Source organism: Amycolatopsis jiangsuensis, from assembly GCF_014204865.1.
Classification (GTDB): domain Bacteria; phylum Actinomycetota; class Actinomycetes; order Mycobacteriales; family Pseudonocardiaceae; genus Amycolatopsis; species Amycolatopsis jiangsuensis.
Genome location: NZ_JACHMG010000001.1, coordinates 1061252 through 1080277 on the forward strand (window position 1 = coordinate 1061252; position 19026 = coordinate 1080277).

Consider the following 19026-nt stretch of genomic DNA (forward strand, 5'->3'; position numbering starts at 1 on the left):
TGCCGGGCCGGCCCGCGTGCCACGATGGCCCGGGAGACGGGAGGACGACGTGCCGCAGCGGATCCTGGTGACCGGCGGAACCGGCCAGCTCGGCCGGGTGCTCGTGGACCAGCTGGTGGCGGCCGGGCAGCGAGTGCGGGTGCTGAGCCGCCGCGGACGCACCGGCGGCGGCGCCGAGTGGACGACCGGGGACCTGCGGACCGGACGCGGCCTGGACGTCGCGGTCGCCGGGGCGGACGTGATCGTGCACTGTGCCACGGATTTCCGCCGCGAGGCCGAGGTGATGCGGCGGCTGGTGGAGGCCGCGCGCTGGGGCCGGCAGGCACCGCATGTGGTGTATGTGTCGATCGCCGGGGTGGACCGGGTCCCGCTCGGCTACTACCGGGCGAAGCTGGCTGCCGAGGAGGTACTGGCCGGTTCCGGGCTGCCGTACACGATCCTGCGTGCGACGCAGTTCCACGCGCTGGTGCGGTCGTTGCTGGCCGCCGCGGCGCGGTTGCCGGTGGTGCCGGTGCCGCGGTGGCGGTTCCAGCCGGTCGACGTGCGTGACGTCGCGGCGCGGCTGGCGGAGCTGGCGGCCGGTCCGCCGCGGGGCCGGGTGGCCGACCTCGGCGGACCCGAAGTGCGATCGGCGGCGGACCTGGTGCGGGCGCTGCTCGCCGCGTCCGGGCGGGACAAGCGGGTGGTGCGGGTGTGGTGGCCCGGACGGCTCTATCGCTCCTACGCCGAGGGCGGGAACCTGGCGCCCGGGCACGCCGACGGGGTGGTCACGTTCGAGCGGTACCTCGCCGAACGCGGGAACGTGGCGGCGATGCGGTACCGCTGAGGCCGCTCAGCTCTGCACGAAGAAGTGCCAGCCGACCCACCACCACGCGAGGACCAGCGCGACGCGGGTGGACCGTTTCCGCATCAGCGCGGAGAGCACTCGCGTCAGCGGTGGCACCTTCTTCGGCGCCACGTGGCTGGCCACCCACAGGGAGATCGCCGCGACCACGATCGTGCCGAACCCGATTTCGGTGACGAGCCTGCTGGTCACGCGGTCCTCCTCGCCGCCGCGGCCGCGCGCAGCATGGCCAGCCCCGCGGCCACCCAGACCGCGAGGGCCAGCGCCTGCACCACCCGGTTGCCGAGCATCGGGTCGACCAGGTCGCTCATCGTCGGATGGGTCAGGGACAGGCCGCCCGCGGCCTGTTCGTAGATGAAGGCGACGAGCTCCCAGACACACCAGCCGACGGCGAGCGCCACCCAGACCCAGCCCCGTGGCACACGCGGCGCGGCCGGCAGCGAGGGCTCCCGCCACTCCACCACCAGCGCGCCGATTCCCACCGCGGACACGGTGAGCAGCATCGGCACCGTCTGCCTGCCGAACACCAGCGCCACCACCGCGACCACGGCGATCAGCGGCAACCCTGGCAGCCGGACCGGCTCGCCGAGCGCGTTCTCGGCCGAGGGCGCGTGCCGTTCGGTCACCAGCAGCAGCACGGCCGCCGCGAAGAAGATCAGTGCGTCCGCCGGAGCATCGCGGATCCAGTGCGCGAGGGCGGCGATCACCAGCCCGGCGACCGGCAGGTCCACGGCGAGCCGGCCGCGTGGGTACCCCGCGGACCGGTGTTCGGAACTGCTCACGGCCATCGGCGGCGGGCCCCCTTCGCGTCCTCGTCCTGCTGGGAGCCAACACGGAAGGAAGCCGTCCGCTTCCCGGATCGGGTGTGACAAGTTCGGGCTTGCGTTCGGGCTGATTCGTGATCTCTGACGACGTGAGACGCGGCTCGGTCACGGGGGTTCGCGAGGGCAGCCGGGCCACTCGGCGATTCAGCCCGGGATTGCCTGCGCGGGCCCGCCGAGTTCCCGGCACACCGCGCGAGCGGCGGTACGCAACGCGTCCGCGGTGGCCGGTTCCAGCGGCCACTCCGTGCTCGGGACGACGAGGCCCAGCGCACCGACAGCGTCGCCGGTCGCGTCGAAGACCGGTGTCGCGACGCCGCACTCGCCGATCACCGCCTCCTCGACCTCCTCGGCGAGTGCGCCCCGGCGGACGGTTTCCAGCTGGCTCCGCAGCGCGGTCGCGTCGGTCAGGGTGTGTCCGGTCATGCTGTGCAGCCGCGCCGGTTCCCGGTCGTCGGAGCCGAAGGCGAGCAGCACCTTGCCCAGAGCGCAGGCGTGCGCCGGGATGACGATCCCGACCTCGTCCATCTGCAGGCTGCCGTCGGGCCGTCGCGCGTGGTGCACGACGAGAACGTCGTCGAGGAGCCGGACCGCGGTGCGGACCGCGAAGCCGGTCCGCTCGGCGAGGTCTTCGGCCCAGCCGGAGGCCCGCGCGCGCAGCTCGAGGGTGCCCAGGTAGGTATTGCCCAGCCGCAGGGTGGCCGGGCCCAGCCGGTACTGCTGGGAATCGCGTTCCTGCACCACCATGCCGTGCGTCACCAGGGTGCGCACGATGCCGTGCGCGGTCGACGGCGCCAGCTCGAGCCGGCCGGCCAGCTCGCGGAGACTCAGCCTGCGTGCGCTCTGCAGTGCGTTCAGGATCCGCAGCGCACGATCCACCGACTGGATCACCGGGTCTCCCTCACCTCACCGCGCGGCCGGGGCGGTGGCTTGTGCGTGCCGCCACAGTAGCGTACTTTACGACCGTCGTTCGACAATGTCGAATACTGTTCCGAAACTCAACGAGGAGTCGTCATGCACGCGACCGCGGACGCGTTGGAGGGTCTTGCGGCGGGCCGGGGTCTCGCGGTCGACCGCGACGCCCGGATCGTCCTGCGGGCGGACGGCCCGGTACCGGGCAAGGTCGGGCTGGTTTCCGGTGGCGGCTCGGGACACGAGCCGTTGCACAGCGGTTTCGTGGGGCCCGGGATGCTCGACGCCGCATGCGTCGGCGAGCTGTTCACCTCGCCGGTGCCCTGGCAGATCACCGAGGCCACCCGGCGCGTGGAGGCCGGCGCCGGCGTCCTGTACATCGTGAAGAACCACACCGGCGACGTCCTGAACTTCTCGATGGCCGCGGAGCTCGCGGCGGACGCCGGGATCGCGGTGGAAACGGTGGTGGTGCGCGACGACGCCGCCCTGGCCGGCGATCATCCCGGCGCTGGTCGCCGCGGGATCGCCGCGACGGTCCTGGTCGAGAAGATCGCCGGTGCCGCGGCCGAACGGGGACTTCCGCTTTCCGAGGTCGCGGCGCTGGCCCGCCGGGTCGCCGACGGCAGCCGCAGCTTGGGAGTCGCGTTGCCGGAAAAGTCCGGCACGGAGATCGAATTCGGGATCGGCATCCACGGCGAACCGGGACGCCGCCGCATTCCCGTGGGGCCGGCGGCGGACCTCGTCGCGCAGCTGCTCGACCCGATTCTCGCCGACCTGGAGTGCCGTCGCGGCACCGAGGTGATCACCTTCGTGAACGGGCTCGGTGGCACGCGGTTGTCCGGGCTCTGCTTGATCTACGACGAGGTCGCCGCGGTGCTGGCGCGGGCAGAGGTGCGGGCGGTCCGGTCGCTGGTGGGCTCCTACGTGACGAGCCGCGGCCAGTCAGGATGCTCGGTCACGCTGTCGAAAGTGGATCCCGACGTCCTCGAGCTGTGGGACGCTCCGGTGCTGACCCAGGCGCTGCGGTGGGGCCGGTGGTCCGGGTGAACGAGCTGCCGGACACCGCCGCGTTCGCCCGCTGGATCGGGACCTTCGCGGCGTCGCTCACCGAACACGAAGCACACCTCAACGCCCTCGACGCAGCCATCGGCGACGCCGACCACGGCGTCAACCTGCGACGCGGAGCACTCGTCCTCGCCACGCTGGTGCGGCACCACGACTTTTCCCGGCCCGAGCAGCTGCTTCGCGCCGTCGGTTCGACGATCGTGGACCACGTCGGCGGAGCCAGCGGCCCGCTGTACGGCAGCTTTTTCGTTCGTATGGCAGCAGCTTTGGCCACCACGACCGGCGCCGTCCCGCTCGTCGGCGCGATGCGGGCGGGAGTGGCCGGGGTGGCTGAGCTGGGCGGTGCCGAGCCTGGCGACAAGACCCTGTACGACGCACTCGCACCGGCCGTCGACGCACTCGAATCCGCGCTGTCGGCAGGACAGTCACCGGCCCGCGCGCTCGCCCGGGCGGCCGCCGCGGCCGAAGCCGGCCGCGACGCCACCATTGCCATGATCGCGAAGAAGGGCCGCGCCAGCTATCTCGGCGAACGCAGTGCCGGCCACCAGGACCCCGGCGCGACGTCGGCAGCCTTGCTGATCGCGGCGGCCCGCACGCTCATCCCTTCCACATTGCAAGGAGTTGCCTTGTCCGGCCCTCGTTTCGTCAACGACCCCCGGTCCTTCGTCGCCGACAGCCTGCGCGGCGTGGTCGCGAACGCCGCCGACCTGCGGTGGGTGCCCGACCCGGGGTACCTCGTCCGCGAAACCACTCCGCCCGCCGGCCGGGTCGCCCTCGTCTCCGGTGGCGGATCAGGGCACGAGCCGCTGCACGCCGGGTTCGTCGGCGAAGGCATGCTGACCGCGGCGGCGCCCGGCCTGATCTTCAGTTCGCCGAACGCGGTGCAGATCCACGCCGCCACGGCCGCCGCGCACGCGGGAGCCGGCGTCGTGCACATCGTGAAGAACTACACCGGTGACGTCCTGAACTTCGCCATCGCCGCCGAACTGGCAGCGGCCGAGGGCATCGCCGTGGAGACCGTGGTCGTCGACGACGACGTGGCCAGTGACCGGGACGGCGAGGGCCCCGGACGGCGGGGGACTGCGGCCACCCTCGTCGTGGAGAAGATCTGCGGCGCCGCCGCGCAGCGAGGTGACGCGCTCGCCGACGTCGCCGCGCTCGGGCGCCGCACCGCGGCGGCGGCGCGTTCGATGGCGGTCGCGCTCCGCGCGCCGATCCTGCCGGGGGAGACCCGGCCGTCCTTCGACCTGGCCGAGGGCGAGGCCGAGCTCGGGATCGGCATTCACGGGGAACGCGGGACGTCCCGGATTCCGTCGGCGACCGCCGGGGAACTCGTCGCCGCGCTGGTGGACCCGATAGTGCGGGCTCTCGGCCTGTCCGACGGCGACGACACGATCGTCGTGGTGAACGGCCTTGGCGCCACTCACGACCTCGAGCTTTCGCTGGTGTTCGCCGAGGTCGCCGACCGGCTGGCCGGTGCGGGTGTCCGGATCCGGCGATCGCTGGTCGGCACTTTCGTCACGGCGCTGGACATGTCGGGGGTGTCGGTCACCCTGGTGCGCGTGGACGACGAGATGCTGGACCTGTTCGACGCGCCGACGGCCGCTCCCGCGTGGCCGAACGTGCCGCCTGTCGAGTTCTCCGGCATAGGCGACCGGCGTCCCCCGGAGATCACCCTGCGGGTTCCGGCCGCCGGGTCAGCCGACGATCCGGTGCTGCCGCCGCCCGGCGACGACGACCTGAGCCACCACGAGACCGTCGCGTGGCTGCAGTCGTTCGCCGACCGCGTCATCGCGTCCGAACCGCAGCTGACCGATCTCGACCGCAGTGCCGGGGACGGCGACTTCGGCGCCACCCAGCTGGCCGCGCTCACCGGTCTCGGCGACCTCGCGGCCCGGGGTTACCGTTCCCTCTCCCCGCTGTTCCAGCTGATCTCCGAGTCGTACCTCGTCCGGGCCGGCGGGACGTCCGGAGCGCTGTTCGGCATGTTCTTTCGGGCCTTCGCCCGGGCGACGGCACAGGCGGGTTCGGACGGGATCCCGCTGACAGTCCTCGCCGCCGCCTCCGCGGAAGGGTTGCGGATCGTGCGGGAACTCGGCGGCGCGAGTGCCGGGGACCGCACCATGATCGACGCACTCGAACCGGCCGTCACCGCACTGGAGCAAGCGTCGCGGGAAGGTGCCTCGCTTCCGGCCGCTCTCGCCGCGGCCGCCGGCGCCGCCGACAGCGGCGTTCGGGCCACCGCGGAGATGACCGCCCGTCGCGGCCGAGCCAGCTACCTCGGCGACAGCGCCCGCGGCGTCGTCGACCCCGGCGCAGTGGTGGTGCACTGGTTCTTCGACACCGCCACCGCGGTCATCCGCGACAGCCGGGCCCACCGCACGGGAGTGCGGTGGCCGGAGTAGCCCCGGCTACCTCACCTGCCGGGCCTCGGCGCCGGTCACCGGGGGATCGGCCGGTACGTCGTGGAGGATCGAGGCGAGGATCTCGGCGCCCCGCACCACGCGGGGGCCGGGCCGGTTGAAGTAGGACGGTCCGTCCAGCAGCCAGACCTGCCCGGCCCGTACCGCGGGCAGCTGCGCCCAGCCGGGCCGAGTGGTGAGCACGTCGAGCTCGTCCGCGGTGCGGTCCGGGCTGAACCCGCACGGCAGGACGAGCAGCACGTCCGGACGGGCGTCCAGGACGGCGTCCCACGGCATCGGCTCGGTGTGCTCGCCGGGCTGGGCGAGCAGGGGAGCACCGCCGGCGGTGGTGATCTGCTCGGGCACCCAGTGCCCGGCCGGCCAGAGCGGGTCGAGCCATTCCAGCGCCACGACCCGCGGGCGCGCTCGGCCGGCGACCCCGGCTCGTACGTCGGCGAGCCGCTGCCGCAGTCCGGCGTCGCGTTCGGCGGCGACTTCGGGCACGCCGAGTGCGTCGCCGAGGGTCGCGACGCAGCCGAGGACTTCGGCGAGGGTCCGCGGCTCGAGGCTGAGCACGCGTGGTCCGGCGTCCATCATCCGCACGGCATCGGCGACCCGGGTGTAGGAGACAGCGCACACCGCACACAGGTCCTGGGTGAGCACCAGGTCCGGGGCGAGCTCGGCCAGCTGCTCGACATCGACCGAATACAGCGACGAACCACGGTGCGCGGAGCCGCCGACGGCGTCGGAGATCTCCCGGCTGGACGAGGAGCCCGGGTCGATCTCCGCGGTGGTCACCACCGGCACCGCGCTGATCTCCGGTGGCCAGTCGCACTCGTGGGTGCGCCCCACGAGGTTGCCGAGCTGCCCGAGCGTGGCGACCAGGTCGGTGGCGGCAGGCAGCAGTGACACGATCCGCATGGGTCCACGGTAGGCCGGATCAGAGACAGCTGTGCAGTGCGGCCAGCAGGCTGCTCGCCCGGGTGTCGACGTCCTCGGCCTGGAGTTCGTTCGTGGTGAACGAGAACGCGATCCCGTGCTCCGGCCAGGCGCCGTGCCGTCCGCCTCCCGCGCCGGAGTGGCCGAAGGCGGTGCCGGCCGGGCCGTAGGTGCCGATCGGGTCGGCCAGTTCGAAGCCGAGCCCGAACCGCAGCGGGCGGTCGTTGATCGCGTCGATGCCCTCGGACCAGGTGCGCGTCGCCCGGCCCAGTACCTGCCCCGGGACCAGCTCGCCGGACAGCAGCAGGTCGTACAGCCGGGCCATCGCGTCGGCGGTGCCCACGCCACCACCTGCGGCCAGCGCCGCGCCGCGGTACTCGGGTGAGTTCATGGTGTCGCCCGAATCGAGCAGGCCGCGATACATCCGCTCGACCACCCGGCGTCGCCCCGGGTCCTGGAGGAACGTGCTGATCCGGTACCCGGGCGCGCGCCGCAGCGTCGCGACCGGGACCTCCGGCGGCGTGCCGAGGCGCAGGTCCAGACCGTGGGGCTCGGCGAGCATCGTGCGCACGAGGGTGCCAAGGGGTTCGCCGGTGGCCCGCCGGACGAGCTCGGTCAGGAGGTAGCCGTAGGTGAGTGCGTGGTAGGCGACGCGGCTGCCGGGTGTCCACAGCGGACTCTGCCCGGCGAGCGCGGCCGCGTTGGCGGCGTTGTCCAGCATCGGCAGATCCGGCTCCACGTAAGGCAGCCCGACGGTGTGCGCGAGGACCTGGGAGACCGGCACGTCCTGTTTGCCCGCCGCGGCGAACTCCGGCCAGTACCGCGACACCGGTTCGTCCGGATCGAGCAGCCCCCGCGCGGTGAGCATCGCGACGACGGTCGCGACGATCCCCTTGGTGCCGCTGAACAACACCACGCGGGTGTCCTCGGCCCAGTTGCCGTGCAGCCGCACCAGCGGTTCGCCACGCCGGTACACGCAGAACGAGGCGCCGCCGGAGGACCCGGCGAGCACGTCGGCGAACGCGTCGCGCACGGCCTCGAAGCCGGCCCGCACACTCACAGGCGCGGGGTGGTGTCGAGCAGCTCACGCGTGTAGCTGTGCGCGGGTGCGGTGAGCACGGTCTCCACCGTTCCTTCCTCCACGATCTCGCCACCGCGCAGGACCGCGATCCGGTCCGCGACCTCCGGGGCGAGCGCGATGTTGTGGGTCACGAACACCATGGCCATCCCCAGCTCCCGGCGCAGCTCGCCGAGCAGGTCCACGATGGAGGCCTGCACCGACACGTCCAGCGCCGAGGTCACCTCGTCGCAGACCAGGACGTCCGGAGTGGTCACCAGCGCGCGGGCGATCGCCGCGCGCTGGCGTTCCCCGCCGCTGAGCTGGTCGGGCAGCCGGTTCGCCAGGCCCGGCCGCAACCGGACCCGGTCGAGCATCTCCGCGACGCGAGCACGCCGTTGTGCCCGCGACAGTGCAGTGAGGTGGACCAGCGGGACCTCGATGGACTGCGCGATCGTCTTGCGGGGATTGAGCGACGAGAACGGGCTCTGGAACACGTACTGGATGCGCCGCCGTTCGTCGATGCTGCGCTGCCGGGTCGCCGACGCGAGTGGCGTGCCCTCCAGCGCCACGGTGCCGGTGAAACCACGGTTCAGACCCGCGATGCACTGCGACAGCGTGGTCTTGCCCGAGCCCGATTCCCCGAGCAACAGCACACATTCGCCACGCGTGACCGCGAGATCGACTCCACGCAGCACCTCATGACGGCCGTAGGCCATGCGGATGTCGCGGGCGGCCAGCACAGCGTCGTCGGGTGGGGGAGCGGCGGCCGGCTTCGCGGAAAGATCCGGCACCGCCGACAGCAGCCGTTTCGTATAGGCGTGTTCCGGGCGGCGGAGGACCTGATCCGCCGGTCCGCACTCGACCAGATCGCCCCGGTACATCACGGCCACCCGGTCCGCGAGCTGCGCGACCACGGCGAGGTCGTGCGTGATGTACAGCGCCGCGACGCCGTGCTCGGCGGTCAGGCCGCGCACTGTCTCCAGCACCAGCGCCTGGGTCATCACGTCCAGCCCGGTCGTCGGCTCGTCGAGCACGACCACGCTCGGCCGGCAGGCGAACGCCATCGCGATGCCGACCCGCTGCTGCTGGCCGCCGGAAAGCTGGTGCGGGTACCGGCGCCGGTACTGCTCGTCGGCGGGCAGCCCGACCTCGGCCAGTACCTCGCTCACCCGTTCGTCCACCGGACCCGGATAGCCGTGCGTGTGCAGGACCTCCTCGATCTGCAGGCCGATCCGCAACGCGGGGTTCAGCGACAGCGCCGGGTCCTGCGGGATGTAGGAGACGGCGCTGCCCCGCAGCCGGCGCCGTGCCGCGCCGTCGAGGGCAAGCAGGTCCACCGGTTCGCCCTCGCGCGGCCGCAGCGTGACGGTTCCGCCGGCGGAGACCAGTCCGCGCCGGAAATGGCCGAGCGCGGCCAGTCCAGCGGTGGTCTTTCCGGAGCCGGATTCCCCGACGAGCGCGAGCACTTCGCCGGGTTCGATGGCGTACGAGACGTCTCGCAGCACCGGAACGCCCGCAGTGGTGCGCACGGCCAGCCCGGTCACCTCGAGCACGGGATCGGTCACGACCGCACCTCCCGGGTCCGCCCGGCCGCGGCCGAGGCGAGCGAATCGGCGACGAGGTTCGTGCCGACGGCGAGCACCGCGATCGCCACGACCGGCAGCAGCACGCCCCACGGCTGCACCACCAGCGCGATCCGGTTCTCGTTGATCATCAGGCCCCAGTCGGCCGTGGGAGGCTGGATACCGAGCCCGAGGAACGACAAAGAGGCCAGGTAGCCGATGGAATAGGTCAGCCGCAGGCCGAGCTCCACCATCAGCGGCCCGGTGATGTTCGGCAGGATCTCGCGCACGAGGATCCGCGAGCGCGGCATCGCGTACATCTCGGCGGCGCGGATGAAGTCCTGCCCGCGCACGGCCACGGTCGCCTGGCGCGCCACCCGCGCGGTCCGCGGTGCGTGCGTCAACCCGATCACCAGCACGAGCAGCCAGCCCTTCGGCCCGATCACGGCGATCGCCAGCAGTGCGATCACCAGCTGCGGGAAGGACAGCAGCACGTCGTTGCCCCGCATCAGGACCGCGTCGAGCCAGCCGCCGCCGTAGCCGGCGACCATGCCGATCGCCGCGCCGAGCACGATGCCCAGCGCGGTGGCGAGCACCGCGTACAGCAGCAGCGTGGTTCCTCCGGCGAGGAACCGGGTGAGCACGTCGCGGCCGAGACCGTCGGTGCCCGCGAGACCGTCCGGTTTGAACGGCTTCCCGGCGAAGCCGGTGGTGTCGTACCCGGTCAGCACCGGGCCGAGCCACGGTCCGAGCACCGCGACCAGCACCACGAGCACGGTCAGCGCGCTGCCGACCTTGGCCTGCGGGAACGTCCACGCGGTGCGGATCAGTCCGGTCGGCCGGGGCGGCGTGTCCGCGGCGGCGGGCAGGGTGGTCTCCTCGTCCACGGCGGTCATCGCAGCGCCTCCGTCCGCACCCGGGGATCGGCGAGGATGCCGATCACGTCGGCCAGCAGGTTGACCACGATGTACACCGCGGCGATCAGCAGCGTCACCGCCTGCACCACTGCGACGTCGCGTTTGCCGACCGCGTCGATGAGTGCCTGGCCGATGCCGGGGTAGCGGAACAGGAACTCGACCACGACCACGCCACCGGCCAGCCACGCCAGCTGCAGCGCGACGACCTGCGCGACCGGGCCGACCGCGTGCGGGAGCGCGTGTCTCAAGAGGACGGTGCGTTCCCGGATGCCTTTGAGCCGGGCCATTTCCACATAGCCCGAGTCGAGCACCTCGTTCATCGTCGCGCGCATCATCCGGGTGATGTAGGGCGTGACGACCAGGACGAGGGTCGCGACGGGCAGCACGAGCTGCCCGGGCTGCTGCCACACGGGTTCGCCGGGCGGGCTGAGCGTGACCGAGGGCAGCACCTTGAACACCGTGGTCGCGAACAGCACGATCAGCGCCACCCCGATCACGAACTCCGGCAGGGCCGCGATGACCAGGCTGACGCCGGACACCGCCTGATCGGTGGCCCGGCCGCGGCGGATCGCGCTCCACGTGCCCAGCGCGAGCCCGAGCGGAGTGGCGATCACCGCGGCGAGGACCAGCAACACGACCGAGGCGCTCACGCGGTCGGACAGCAGCGCCGTCACCGGGCCCTGGGTCGAGGTGGACGTGCCGAGATCACCGGTGAACAGGCCGCCGAGCCAGGTCAGGTAGCGCTGCCAGACCGGCTCGTCGAGGTGCAGCTGGTGCTGCAGCGCGGCGATCCGTTCCGGGGTGGCCTGCTGGCCGAGGATGGCGCGGGCCGGATCACCCGGCAGCAGCAGCGTCGCCACGAAGACCAGCAACGTGACCAGCCACAGCACCACGAGGCTCACCAGGAGCCGTTTCACGATCAGCCGCGTCACGCCGCACCTCCCGTGTCCTTGCCGAGCCAGGCCTGGCGGAACTGGTAGCCGGACAGGGAGATCCCGGTCCGGTCGGGCACCAGCCCGGCCACGTACGCCTGGTGGGCGTCGACCTGGTCGACGAAGCCCCAAACGATCAGGCCACCGCGCTCGTACTCGATGCGCTGGGCCTGGCGCAGCAGGTCCGCGCGGGCAGCCGGGTCCACAGTGGAACTCGCGCGGGTGACCAGGTCGGTGAACTCCGGGTCGTTCCAGTGGGTTTCGTTGTACGGCGCCTTCGGCAGGGAACCGGACGCGACCTGCGGCAGGTAGTTGCGGGTATACCAGAAGTCCTGCGCGAAATCCCAGGACAGGTAGTTCTCGCCGTAGAACGTGGTGGTGTCGATCTTGCGGATCCGCACGGTGACGCCGGCCGCCTTGGCCTGCTGCTGGAACACCTGCGCGGCCTCCACCGCACCTGCCTGGATCGGCGCGGTGACCAGTTCGACCTCCAGGTTCGGCTTCCCGGCCGCGGCCAGCAGCCGTCTCGCCTCGTCGAGGTTCTGCTTCCGCTGCGGAAGCTGCTTGGCGTACGCGGGGTCGAACGGCGCGTAGAGGTCGTTGCCGGGCCTGCCCTGCCCGGACAGCACCTGGTTGATCATCTGCTCGCGGTCCACCACCAGGCGCAGTGCCTGCCGGACCCGCACGTCGTCGAACGGCGGCCGGTCCACCCGCATGGTGAACGGCAGCCAGGTGCCGGTCTCGGAGGTGAGCACCCGGATCCGCGGATCGCTGCCCAGCACGTCGATCAGCGCCACCGGGACCTGGTCGATCGCGTCCACCTGGGAGGAGAGCAGTGCGTTCAGCCGCGCGTCGTCGTCGGCGAAGTTGATCAGCACCAGCCGGTCGACGTAGGGCTGGCCCGGTCGCCAGTAGTGCTCGTTGCGCTCGAAGGTGCTCTGCAGGCCGGGGGTGAACGCACTCGCCTTGAAGGGGCCGGTGCCGATCGGGTGCTTCAGGTCGAAATCGGCCGGCACGATGCCGAGCGAGTACTGGCCGAGCAGGTCGTCGAACCCGGCGTTCGGTTCGGTGAGCCGGAACTGCACGGTCGCCTCGCCGGTCGCGGCCACCTCGCCGAGCATGGTCAGCCCGGCGGCGCCGCTCTTCGGATCGTCCGGATCGGTGATCCGCCGGAATGTCGCGACCACGTCGGCCGGCGTGAGGGGACGTCCGTCGTGGAACCGGACGCCCCGGCGCAGCACCGCGGTCCAGGTCCGCGCGTCCGGTGACGCGGTGAGCGATTCGGCCAGCACCATCTGCAGCCGGTAGTCGTGATCGCGCAGCAGCAAGGGTTCATAGAGGTTGATCACCCGGGCGATGTCGGGGTTCGTCGCCGGGATGTGCGGGTCGAGCGTGTCCGAGGCACCGCCGCCGGTGACGCCGACGCGCAGCGTGCCCCCGCGTCGCGGCGGCCCGGTGGGGACCGCCGCGGCGACCGTGGAGCCGCACCCGCTCAACAACGGCACGGCGGCGAGGGCGCTCACGCCACCCAGCGCCAGAAAGCCGCGCCGGGACAGGGAATTCGGTTTACATCGCGCTTCCATGAATGACTTCCGGTGGGAGGGGGTGTGCGGGGAGGAGTTCAGGCAATGGCACGTCCTGCGTAGTCGGGAAGGGGAGCGAGGTGCCGGCCGAGCCGGCGGGCGATCTCGCCGGGGAACGCACTGGTGCGTCCCGCGGTGACGTGCAGGCAGAGCAGTTCCTCGGTGGCGACCAGCTCGCCCCCGGCTCGCATCTCGTGACACAGCCGGAGCTTCTTGATGCCGACGTCCAGAACCGCGGTGCTCACCACCAGTTCGGCGTCCGGACCGACCTCATGCAGGTACCGGACGTGAGCCTCCACTGTGTACAGCGACGCGTCGTTGCGTTGCCGGTACTCCGGGTCGATACCGGTCCGGTCCATCAACGCCGTGGTCGCGTCGCCGAAAACGAGCACGTAGTACGGCTCGGACAGGTGGCCGTTGTAGTCGATCCACTCCGGACGGACCTTGGCGCGGTACTCACCCACGGCGTGCCTCGCCGACTGCCCGCTGGATGGCGATGATCGCCCGGTCCCGTTCCGCCACGAGATCGGCGATGGTGCGGTCCCCGGCTTCCTCGTCGCAGCCCTGCACCACGGCGTCGCGCAGCCCGGTCGTGAGCTCGGGGGCGTCCAGCCGTGTCCACGGCGATTTCAGCGACGGTCCGAAGTGGTCGAGCATGTGGGCCATCCCACCCTCGCCGCCGGCGAGGTGGAAGGTCAGCATCGGGCCCTGCACCGGCCAGCGCAGACCCGGCCCGTCGGTGATCGCGACGTCGATCTGCTCCACCGTCGCCTCGCCGGCGTCGACCATGTGCAGCGCCTCGCGCCACAACGCCTCCTGGAGGCGGTTCGCCACGAACCCGGGAACCTCGCGTGCCATGGTCAGCACGGTCTTGCCGACGTGCCGGTAGAAGGCGCCTGCCCGCTCGACCGCCCACGGCGCGGTGAGTTTCCCGCCGACGACCTCGACCAGCGGGATCAGGTACGGCGGGTTGAACGGGTGCCCGACCACGAGCCGCTCGGGGGTCCTCGCGGCGACCTGCATCTCGGTCATGCCGTACCCGGAGGTGGACGAGGCGATCACGATCCCGGCCGGGGTGACCGCGTCGATGTCGGCGAGCAGTTTCTGCTTCAGCGCCAGGTCTTCCGGCGCGCTTTCCTGGACGAACCCGGCGCCCTCCACGGCTTCGGCCAGCGTGCCGGTGACGGTGAGCCGGTCCCGGCTCGCGCCCTCGGCGAGCCCGAGCGCGGTGAGCGCCGGCCAGGCCGCGTCGACGAGCCGTGTGAGCTTCGCGGCCGCGTCCGGTGCCGGATCCCAGGCCCGGACGTCGAAGCCGCGGGCGAGGAAGTGCGCGACCCAGCCTCCGCCGATCACGCCGGCGCCGACACAAGCGACAGTGTCCACAGTGTCCGGTTCAGGCACCGACCCGCTCCTTCAGTCCGAGGATTTCCCGTGCCCGGTCCGGGCTCGCGATGTTCGCGCCGAGGTCCTGGACGATCTCCACCGCACGTTCCACGAGCTGGCCGTTGGTCGCCTTGACACCGCGCGCGAGGTACAGGTTGTCCTCGAGTCCGACCCGCGCGTGCCCGCCGAGCAGCACGGACTGCGCGACCCACGGCATCTGGTTGCGGCCGATCGCGAACGAAGCCCACTGCGAACCCTCCGGCAGGAGGTTGACCATGGCCTGCAGCAGACCGGGGTCGGCCGGCGCGCCGTAGGGAATGCCCATGCACAGCTGGAACAGCGGCGGCGCGTCGATCAGGCCCTCTTCGACCATCTTGCTCGCGAACCACAGCTGCCCGCTGTCGAAGATCTCCAGCTCCGGCTTGACCCCGAGCTCCTGGATGCGCCGGGCGCCCGCGCGCAGCATGTCCGGAGTGGACACGTAGAGCTGGCTGCCCTCGCCGAAGTTGAGGGACCCGCAGTCGAGCGTGCAGATGTCCGGCAGCAGCTCCTCCACGTGCGGCAGCCGGTCCATCGCGTTGACCAGATCGGTGCCGTCGACCGGCTTGAGCGGATCCTCCTCGTCGATCACCAGGTCCCCGCCCATCCCGGCGGTCAGGTTGACCACGACGTCCACTCCGGACTCCCGGACCAGCCGCACCGCTTCCCGGTACAGGGCCACTTCACGCGAGGGCGCGCCGGTTTCCGGTTCCCGCACATGGATGTGCACCACCGCGGCACCCGCGTTCGCCGCCTCCACGGCACTCGCGGCGATCTGGGCGGGGGAGACCGGCACGTGCGGGCTCCGGCCGACGGTGTCGCCCGCGCCGGTCAGCGCGCAGGTGACGATGACGTCGTGGTTCATCAGGCTCCCTTGACGATCGACCTTGTGATGAAATCGTGCAGATGGGCACGCATGGTGCCCACCGAACTGCCGGGACGGCCGGTCAGCACCTGGATGCCGAGGCCGTCGATCAGCGCGGTCAGCTGCACGGTGGCGGCTTCCGGGTCGGCGACCCGGAACACCCCTTGTTCCTGTCCGGTGCGGATGGTCATCCGGATGGTTTGGTACCAGCGGTCGTAGGAATCGGTGTAGAGCGACCGCAGCTCCGGCTCGAGCGCCACCTCGTTCCACACCTGCAGCCACACCGACCATTCCGCGCGCAGCAGTCCCTCGGTCGGCAGCTGGAGTTCGACCAGCTTCAGCAGCCGGTCGTGCGCCTCCTCGACCGCGTGCAGCTCGGCGACCTGCCGGTCGAAGGCGAGCTTCACGTTGCGCCGCAACGCTTCGTTGAGAACTTCGGTCTTGCCGGGGAAGTGGTAGTGGATGGCCGCGGTGCTGGTGCCGCAGGCCTGCGCGATGTCGGAGATGCGCACCCGGTGGTAGCCGCGTTCGGCGATGAGCGCCCAGGCGGTCTCCAGGATCCGGCGGCGGGGTTCGGACTGCGTGTGATGCGCCGGATCGCTCTCCGGCCGGGCGGCGGGTGCGGGCACCGCGGTGACGGTGCGCGCGTCGTCGCTGCCGTTGAGCAGCCAGTTGACCGTGACGCCCGAGTACTCGGCGATCCGGACCAGCTCGTGCGGCGAAAACCGGCGGGTGCCGCCCAGCGCCTTGGACAGTTTCGTCCCGTCGAGCCCGATCGCGGCGGCGAACTCCCGCTGGGCTCCGGGAAGCGATCGGATCAGCGTCCGGACCCGGGTCCTGAGCTGTTCCGTCTCGTCCATGGCCGCAGACGCTAAACCTGTGTTGCGAAAATCGCAACAGTTGCGACACAAATCAGCGGACTACCTGCGGTTATCCCGCAGTGATAAGGAGTTGCGATCAGCTGCTGACTGGCTGATCAGTCGGACGGCGTCCAGCCCGCGTGACGCCCCGTCTCCCACCCGCCGGGACAGGGGCGTCCGGGCACCGCGGATGATAGGAAGGGCCGGTGACCGAAGCGAACCAGATCGACGCCGCCGCGGACGAGGCCGTCACGCTCACCAGCGAGCTCATCCGCATCGACAGCACCAACACCGGAGACCCCGCGACCCTGGTCGGCGAGCGGGCTGCGGCCGAGTACGTCGCGGAGAAGCTCACCGACGCCGGCTACGAGATCACCTATGTCGAGTCCGGTGCGAAGGACCGGCACAACGTCGTCGTCCGGCTGCCCGGCGCCGACCCGTCCCGCGGCGCGCTGCTGATCCACGGTCACCTCGACGTGGTGCCGGCGGACCCGTCGGAGTGGTCGGTGCACCCGTTCTCCGGCGCGGTGCAGGACGGCTACGTATGGGGCCGCGGCGCGGTCGACATGAAGGACATGGTCGGCATGGCGCTGGCGCTGGCCCGGCACTACAAGATCAACGGCATCGTCCCGCCGCGCGATCTGGTGTTCGCCTTCCTCGCCGACGAGGAGGCCGGCGGGAAGTTCGGGGCGCAGTGGCTCGTCGAGCACCGGCCGGAGCTGTTCGAGGGCGTGACCGAGGCGATCAGCGAGGTCGGCGGGTTCTCGATCACGTTGAAGGACAACGTCCGCGCGTACGTGATCGAGACGGCGGAGAAGGGCATCCGCTGGATGAAGCTGCGCGTGCGCGGCACGGCCGGGCACGGCTCGATGATCCACCGGGACAATGCGGTCACGAAGCTCTCCGAGGCCGTCGCGAAGCTCGGCACGCACCAGTTCCCGCTGGTGCTCACCGATTCGGTGCGCGAGTTCCTTGCCGGGGTCACCGAGATCACCGGCTGGGACTTCCCGGAGGACGACCTGGAGGGTTCGGTCGCCAAACTGGGCAACATCTCCCGGATGATCGGCGCGACGCTGCGCGACACCGCGAACCCGACGATGCTCACCGCGGGCTACAAGTCGAACGTGATCCCGTCGGTCGCCGAGGCGGCGGTGGACTGCCGCATCCTGCCCGGCCGGATCGAGCAGTTCGACCGCGAGCTGGACGAGCTGCTCGGCCCGGACATCGAGAAGGAGTGGATGGAACTCCCGCCGGTCGAAACGACCTTCGACGGGGCGCTCGTGGACGCCATGACCGCCGCCGTGCTCGCCGAGGACCCCGGTGCGCGGACGCTGCCGTACATGCTCTCCGGCGGTACCGACGCGAAGTCCTTCCAGCAGCTCGGCATCCGCAACTTCGGCTTCGCGCCGTTGAAACTGCCGGCCGACCTGGACTTCTCCGGCCTGTTCCACGGCGTCGACGAGCGCGTGCCGGTGGAGGCGCTGAAGTTCGGCACCCGCGTGCTGGACCGGTTCCTGCGCTCGTCCTGAGCCAGCCGACCCTCGTGAGTGGCCAGGTCCGCGAGAACCGGCCGCGCCACTCGCGAGGGTCAGGTGGTGAGGCCGGAGGCCTGGGAGGTGGCGGTGCGCTTGCGGCGCAGCCAGACCCGCCGGGTGCCGTCCGCGTAGAGCCGCACTGTGCGCAGCTCCCAGCCGGCGAACTCGGCGTGGATGGAGAGCTGGATCATCGCCGCACGCCGGGACACCGCCGGGGGCAGGCGCAGCCGGCGGTACTCCCAGTCCCCTTCGACCACCGCCTCTTCGGCCGTCGTCATGGCTGGATCACCTGGGTCCCTTCTCCGGCGGCCGAGCCCACGAGCACGCGGCCGCTCCGGTCGTCCACGCCGACCGAATCCGGCTGGCGGACGGTCGGGAATCGGTACTTCTCCACAGGTTCGCCGCCTCGCACGTCGAACCCGACCACCTCGTTTCGCCCGGTGAGGGTGACCCAGGCGAGATTGCGCTGGTGGTCGTAGGCGAGGCCGTACGCTCCGCCGGGCACCGGGTACCGCTGGCGCAGGATCAGCGGGTTGGTCGAGAACGCGAGAAGCGCACCGGCGCGCGCGTCGGTGACCAGCACCCGGCCGTAGGAATCGGCGACCGCGTTGGCCGCGCCCTCGCCCGCGCGCAGGCCCTCGCCCATGGTTCCGGCCGCCACGTCGACGCTGAACACGGCGGTGCGCAGCCGGTCGAGGACCACGACGCCGGCTCCGGTGTCCACGACACCGTCCGCGCTGTAGAGCTGGCCTGTGATCGTCTTCGCGACCTTGCCGCCGGAGAGCACCTCGACCGCCTTGCGGTCGCGTACGGCCACGAGCGTGTCCGCACCACTCGATACGCCCTCGGCCGGCTGCCCGGTGACCGGTTCGGTCTCGAGCTGCCCGCCCGGTAGCGAGATCCGCGCGAGCACGCCCTTGCCGGGCACGCTCGCGATGGCTTGGCCCTCGGAGGCGGTCAGCGATTCTGCGGGCGCGGGCAGCGGGACGGTCGCCTTCGTCTCGCCGAGCGCGTCCAGATCGTAGACGCGGACCGACGGCGGCTGCTTCACCGCCACGACGAGGGTGTGGCTCCGGGTGTCAGTCGCGATCGCGGAGACCGCGGGCATGGCCAGCACCTGGCCGGCCGGCGACACCGCGGGAGCGGGGGAGACGGCCGGTTCCGCGGCCACCGGGTTCGCCACGACCTGCAGCGAATCGGTGTCGGCCTGCCCGCCCGAGGAACACGCGGACAGCGCGAGGGCACCGGCGAGCGGGATCGCGAACCGCGACGCGGCGCTGAGCCGACGCACCTGAGGGCCTCCGACG

Annotated in this window: 19 protein-coding genes; 4 read left to right on the forward strand and 15 right to left on the reverse strand. The window is 71.7% G+C overall.

What is annotated here, in order from left to right:
• Nucleotides 1-49 precede the first annotated feature (49 nt).
• Complete coding sequence (locus tag BJY18_RS04690; protein ID WP_184777969.1) at nucleotides 50-826, forward strand: SDR family oxidoreductase; 777 nt, start codon at nucleotides 50-52, stop codon at nucleotides 824-826.
• A 6-nt stretch (nucleotides 827-832) separates the two neighbouring features.
• Here BJY18_RS04690 and BJY18_RS04695 read toward each other — a convergent pair whose 3' ends face one another.
• From BJY18_RS04695 to BJY18_RS37690, 3 genes are all read right to left on the reverse strand, one after another.
• Nucleotides 833-1036: a DUF6186 family protein gene (locus tag BJY18_RS04695; RefSeq protein ID WP_184777971.1), complete on the reverse strand. Its 204-nt coding sequence runs from the start codon at nucleotides 1034-1036 to the stop codon at nucleotides 833-835.
• A complete protein-coding gene (locus tag BJY18_RS04700; RefSeq protein WP_221457559.1) occupies nucleotides 1033-1632 on the reverse strand; it encodes a hypothetical protein in 600 nt (199 codons plus the stop codon). Before BJY18_RS04700 ends, BJY18_RS04695 begins: the two co-directional genes overlap by 4 nt.
• Before the next feature lie 180 nt (nucleotides 1633-1812).
• Nucleotides 1813-2556 (reverse strand): IclR family transcriptional regulator, encoded by a 744-nt coding sequence (locus tag BJY18_RS37690; protein ID WP_184777973.1) that lies wholly within the window; start codon nucleotides 2554-2556, stop codon nucleotides 1813-1815.
• Between the two features lie 123 nt (nucleotides 2557-2679).
• Here BJY18_RS37690 and BJY18_RS04710 point away from each other — a divergent pair, with 123 nt between their 5' ends.
• On the forward strand, nucleotides 2680-3624 hold the full coding sequence (locus tag BJY18_RS04710; protein WP_184777975.1) for a dihydroxyacetone kinase subunit DhaK: 945 nt from the start codon (nucleotides 2680-2682) through the stop codon (nucleotides 3622-3624).
• The gene (gene dhaL / locus BJY18_RS04715; RefSeq protein ID WP_312873742.1) at nucleotides 3621-6047 is read left to right on the forward strand and encodes a dihydroxyacetone kinase subunit DhaL; all 2427 of its coding nucleotides are present in this window, start codon (nucleotides 3621-3623) and stop codon (nucleotides 6045-6047) included. Before BJY18_RS04710 ends, dhaL begins: the two co-directional genes overlap by 4 nt.
• A gap of 6 nt (nucleotides 6048-6053) precedes the next feature.
• On the opposite strand, the gene BJY18_RS04720 is transcribed toward dhaL, so the two are convergent.
• The 10 genes from BJY18_RS04720 to BJY18_RS04765 are packed head-to-tail and all read right to left on the reverse strand — an operon-like array spanning nucleotide 6054 to nucleotide 16184.
• The gene (locus BJY18_RS04720) at nucleotides 6054-6965 is read right to left on the reverse strand and encodes a cobalamin-binding protein (protein WP_184777977.1); all 912 of its coding nucleotides are present in this window, start codon (nucleotides 6963-6965) and stop codon (nucleotides 6054-6056) included.
• Between the two features lie 19 nt (nucleotides 6966-6984).
• Entirely contained in the window at nucleotides 6985-8043 is a 1059-nt protein-coding gene (locus BJY18_RS04725; protein ID WP_184777979.1) for a serine hydrolase domain-containing protein, read from the reverse strand.
• The gene (gene nikE / locus BJY18_RS04730) at nucleotides 8040-9608 is read right to left on the reverse strand and encodes a nickel ABC transporter ATP-binding protein NikE (RefSeq protein ID WP_184777981.1); all 1569 of its coding nucleotides are present in this window, start codon (nucleotides 9606-9608) and stop codon (nucleotides 8040-8042) included. The genes BJY18_RS04725 and nikE overlap by 4 nt, the downstream gene beginning before the upstream one ends.
• A complete protein-coding gene (locus tag BJY18_RS04735) occupies nucleotides 9605-10501 on the reverse strand; it encodes an ABC transporter permease (RefSeq protein WP_184777983.1) in 897 nt (298 codons plus the stop codon). The genes nikE and BJY18_RS04735 overlap by 4 nt, the downstream gene beginning before the upstream one ends.
• A complete protein-coding gene (locus BJY18_RS04740; RefSeq protein WP_184777985.1) occupies nucleotides 10498-11454 on the reverse strand; it encodes an ABC transporter permease in 957 nt (318 codons plus the stop codon). The genes BJY18_RS04735 and BJY18_RS04740 overlap by 4 nt, the downstream gene beginning before the upstream one ends.
• Nucleotides 11451-13037, reverse strand: a complete 1587-nt coding sequence (locus tag BJY18_RS04745; protein WP_184777987.1) for an ABC transporter substrate-binding protein — start codon at nucleotides 13035-13037, stop codon at nucleotides 11451-11453. Before BJY18_RS04745 ends, BJY18_RS04740 begins: the two co-directional genes overlap by 4 nt.
• A 38-nt stretch (nucleotides 13038-13075) precedes the next feature.
• Nucleotides 13076-13501, reverse strand: a complete 426-nt coding sequence (locus BJY18_RS04750) for a thioesterase family protein (protein ID WP_184777989.1) — start codon at nucleotides 13499-13501, stop codon at nucleotides 13076-13078.
• A complete protein-coding gene (locus tag BJY18_RS04755) occupies nucleotides 13494-14438 on the reverse strand; it encodes a 3-hydroxyacyl-CoA dehydrogenase NAD-binding domain-containing protein (RefSeq protein ID WP_184777991.1) in 945 nt (314 codons plus the stop codon). Before BJY18_RS04755 ends, BJY18_RS04750 begins: the two co-directional genes overlap by 8 nt.
• A complete protein-coding gene (locus BJY18_RS04760; RefSeq protein WP_184777993.1) occupies nucleotides 14431-15324 on the reverse strand; it encodes a beta-keto acid cleavage family enzyme in 894 nt (297 codons plus the stop codon). The genes BJY18_RS04755 and BJY18_RS04760 overlap by 8 nt, the downstream gene beginning before the upstream one ends.
• A complete protein-coding gene (locus BJY18_RS04765; RefSeq protein WP_184777995.1) occupies nucleotides 15324-16184 on the reverse strand; it encodes a TetR/AcrR family transcriptional regulator in 861 nt (286 codons plus the stop codon). The genes BJY18_RS04760 and BJY18_RS04765 overlap by 1 nt, the downstream gene beginning before the upstream one ends.
• 206 nt (nucleotides 16185-16390) lie before the next feature.
• On the opposite strand from BJY18_RS04765, the gene BJY18_RS04770 reads away from it, so the two are divergent.
• A complete protein-coding gene (locus BJY18_RS04770; protein WP_184777997.1) occupies nucleotides 16391-17713 on the forward strand; it encodes a M20/M25/M40 family metallo-hydrolase in 1323 nt (440 codons plus the stop codon).
• 59 nt (nucleotides 17714-17772) lie between these two features.
• Here the strand turns inward: BJY18_RS04770 and BJY18_RS04775 are convergent, their stop codons facing one another.
• Complete coding sequence (locus BJY18_RS04775; RefSeq protein WP_184777999.1) at nucleotides 17773-17997, reverse strand: DUF5703 family protein; 225 nt, start codon at nucleotides 17995-17997, stop codon at nucleotides 17773-17775.
• Nucleotides 17994-19010, reverse strand: coding sequence for a YncE family protein (locus tag BJY18_RS04780; RefSeq protein ID WP_184778002.1), 1017 nt, complete (start codon nucleotides 19008-19010; stop codon nucleotides 17994-17996). The genes BJY18_RS04775 and BJY18_RS04780 overlap by 4 nt, the downstream gene beginning before the upstream one ends.
• Between the last annotated feature and the right edge of the window lie 16 nt (nucleotides 19011-19026).

Bases quoted from the DNA above. Each gene is read 5' to 3' on its own strand.
- BJY18_RS04720 (WP_184777977.1), bottom strand. From the start codon at position 6,965: ATGCGGATCGTGTCACTGCTGCCTGCCGCCACCGACCTGGTCGCCACG.
- BJY18_RS04700 (WP_221457559.1), bottom strand. From the start codon at position 1,632: ATGGCCGTGAGCAGTTCCGAACACCGGTCCGCGGGGTACCCACGCGGC.
- BJY18_RS04710 (WP_184777975.1), top strand. From the start codon at position 2,680: ATGCACGCGACCGCGGACGCGTTGGAGGGTCTTGCGGCGGGCCGGGGT.
- BJY18_RS04745 (WP_184777987.1), bottom strand. From the start codon at position 13,037: ATGGAAGCGCGATGTAAACCGAATTCCCTGTCCCGGCGCGGCTTTCTG.
- BJY18_RS04735 (WP_184777983.1), bottom strand. From the start codon at position 10,501: ATGACCGCCGTGGACGAGGAGACCACCCTGCCCGCCGCCGCGGACACG.
- BJY18_RS04765 (WP_184777995.1), bottom strand. From the start codon at position 16,184: ATGGACGAGACGGAACAGCTCAGGACCCGGGTCCGGACGCTGATCCGA.
- BJY18_RS04760 (WP_184777993.1), bottom strand. From the start codon at position 15,324: ATGAACCACGACGTCATCGTCACCTGCGCGCTGACCGGCGCGGGCGAC.
- BJY18_RS04775 (WP_184777999.1), bottom strand. From the start codon at position 17,997: ATGACGACGGCCGAAGAGGCGGTGGTCGAAGGGGACTGGGAGTACCGC.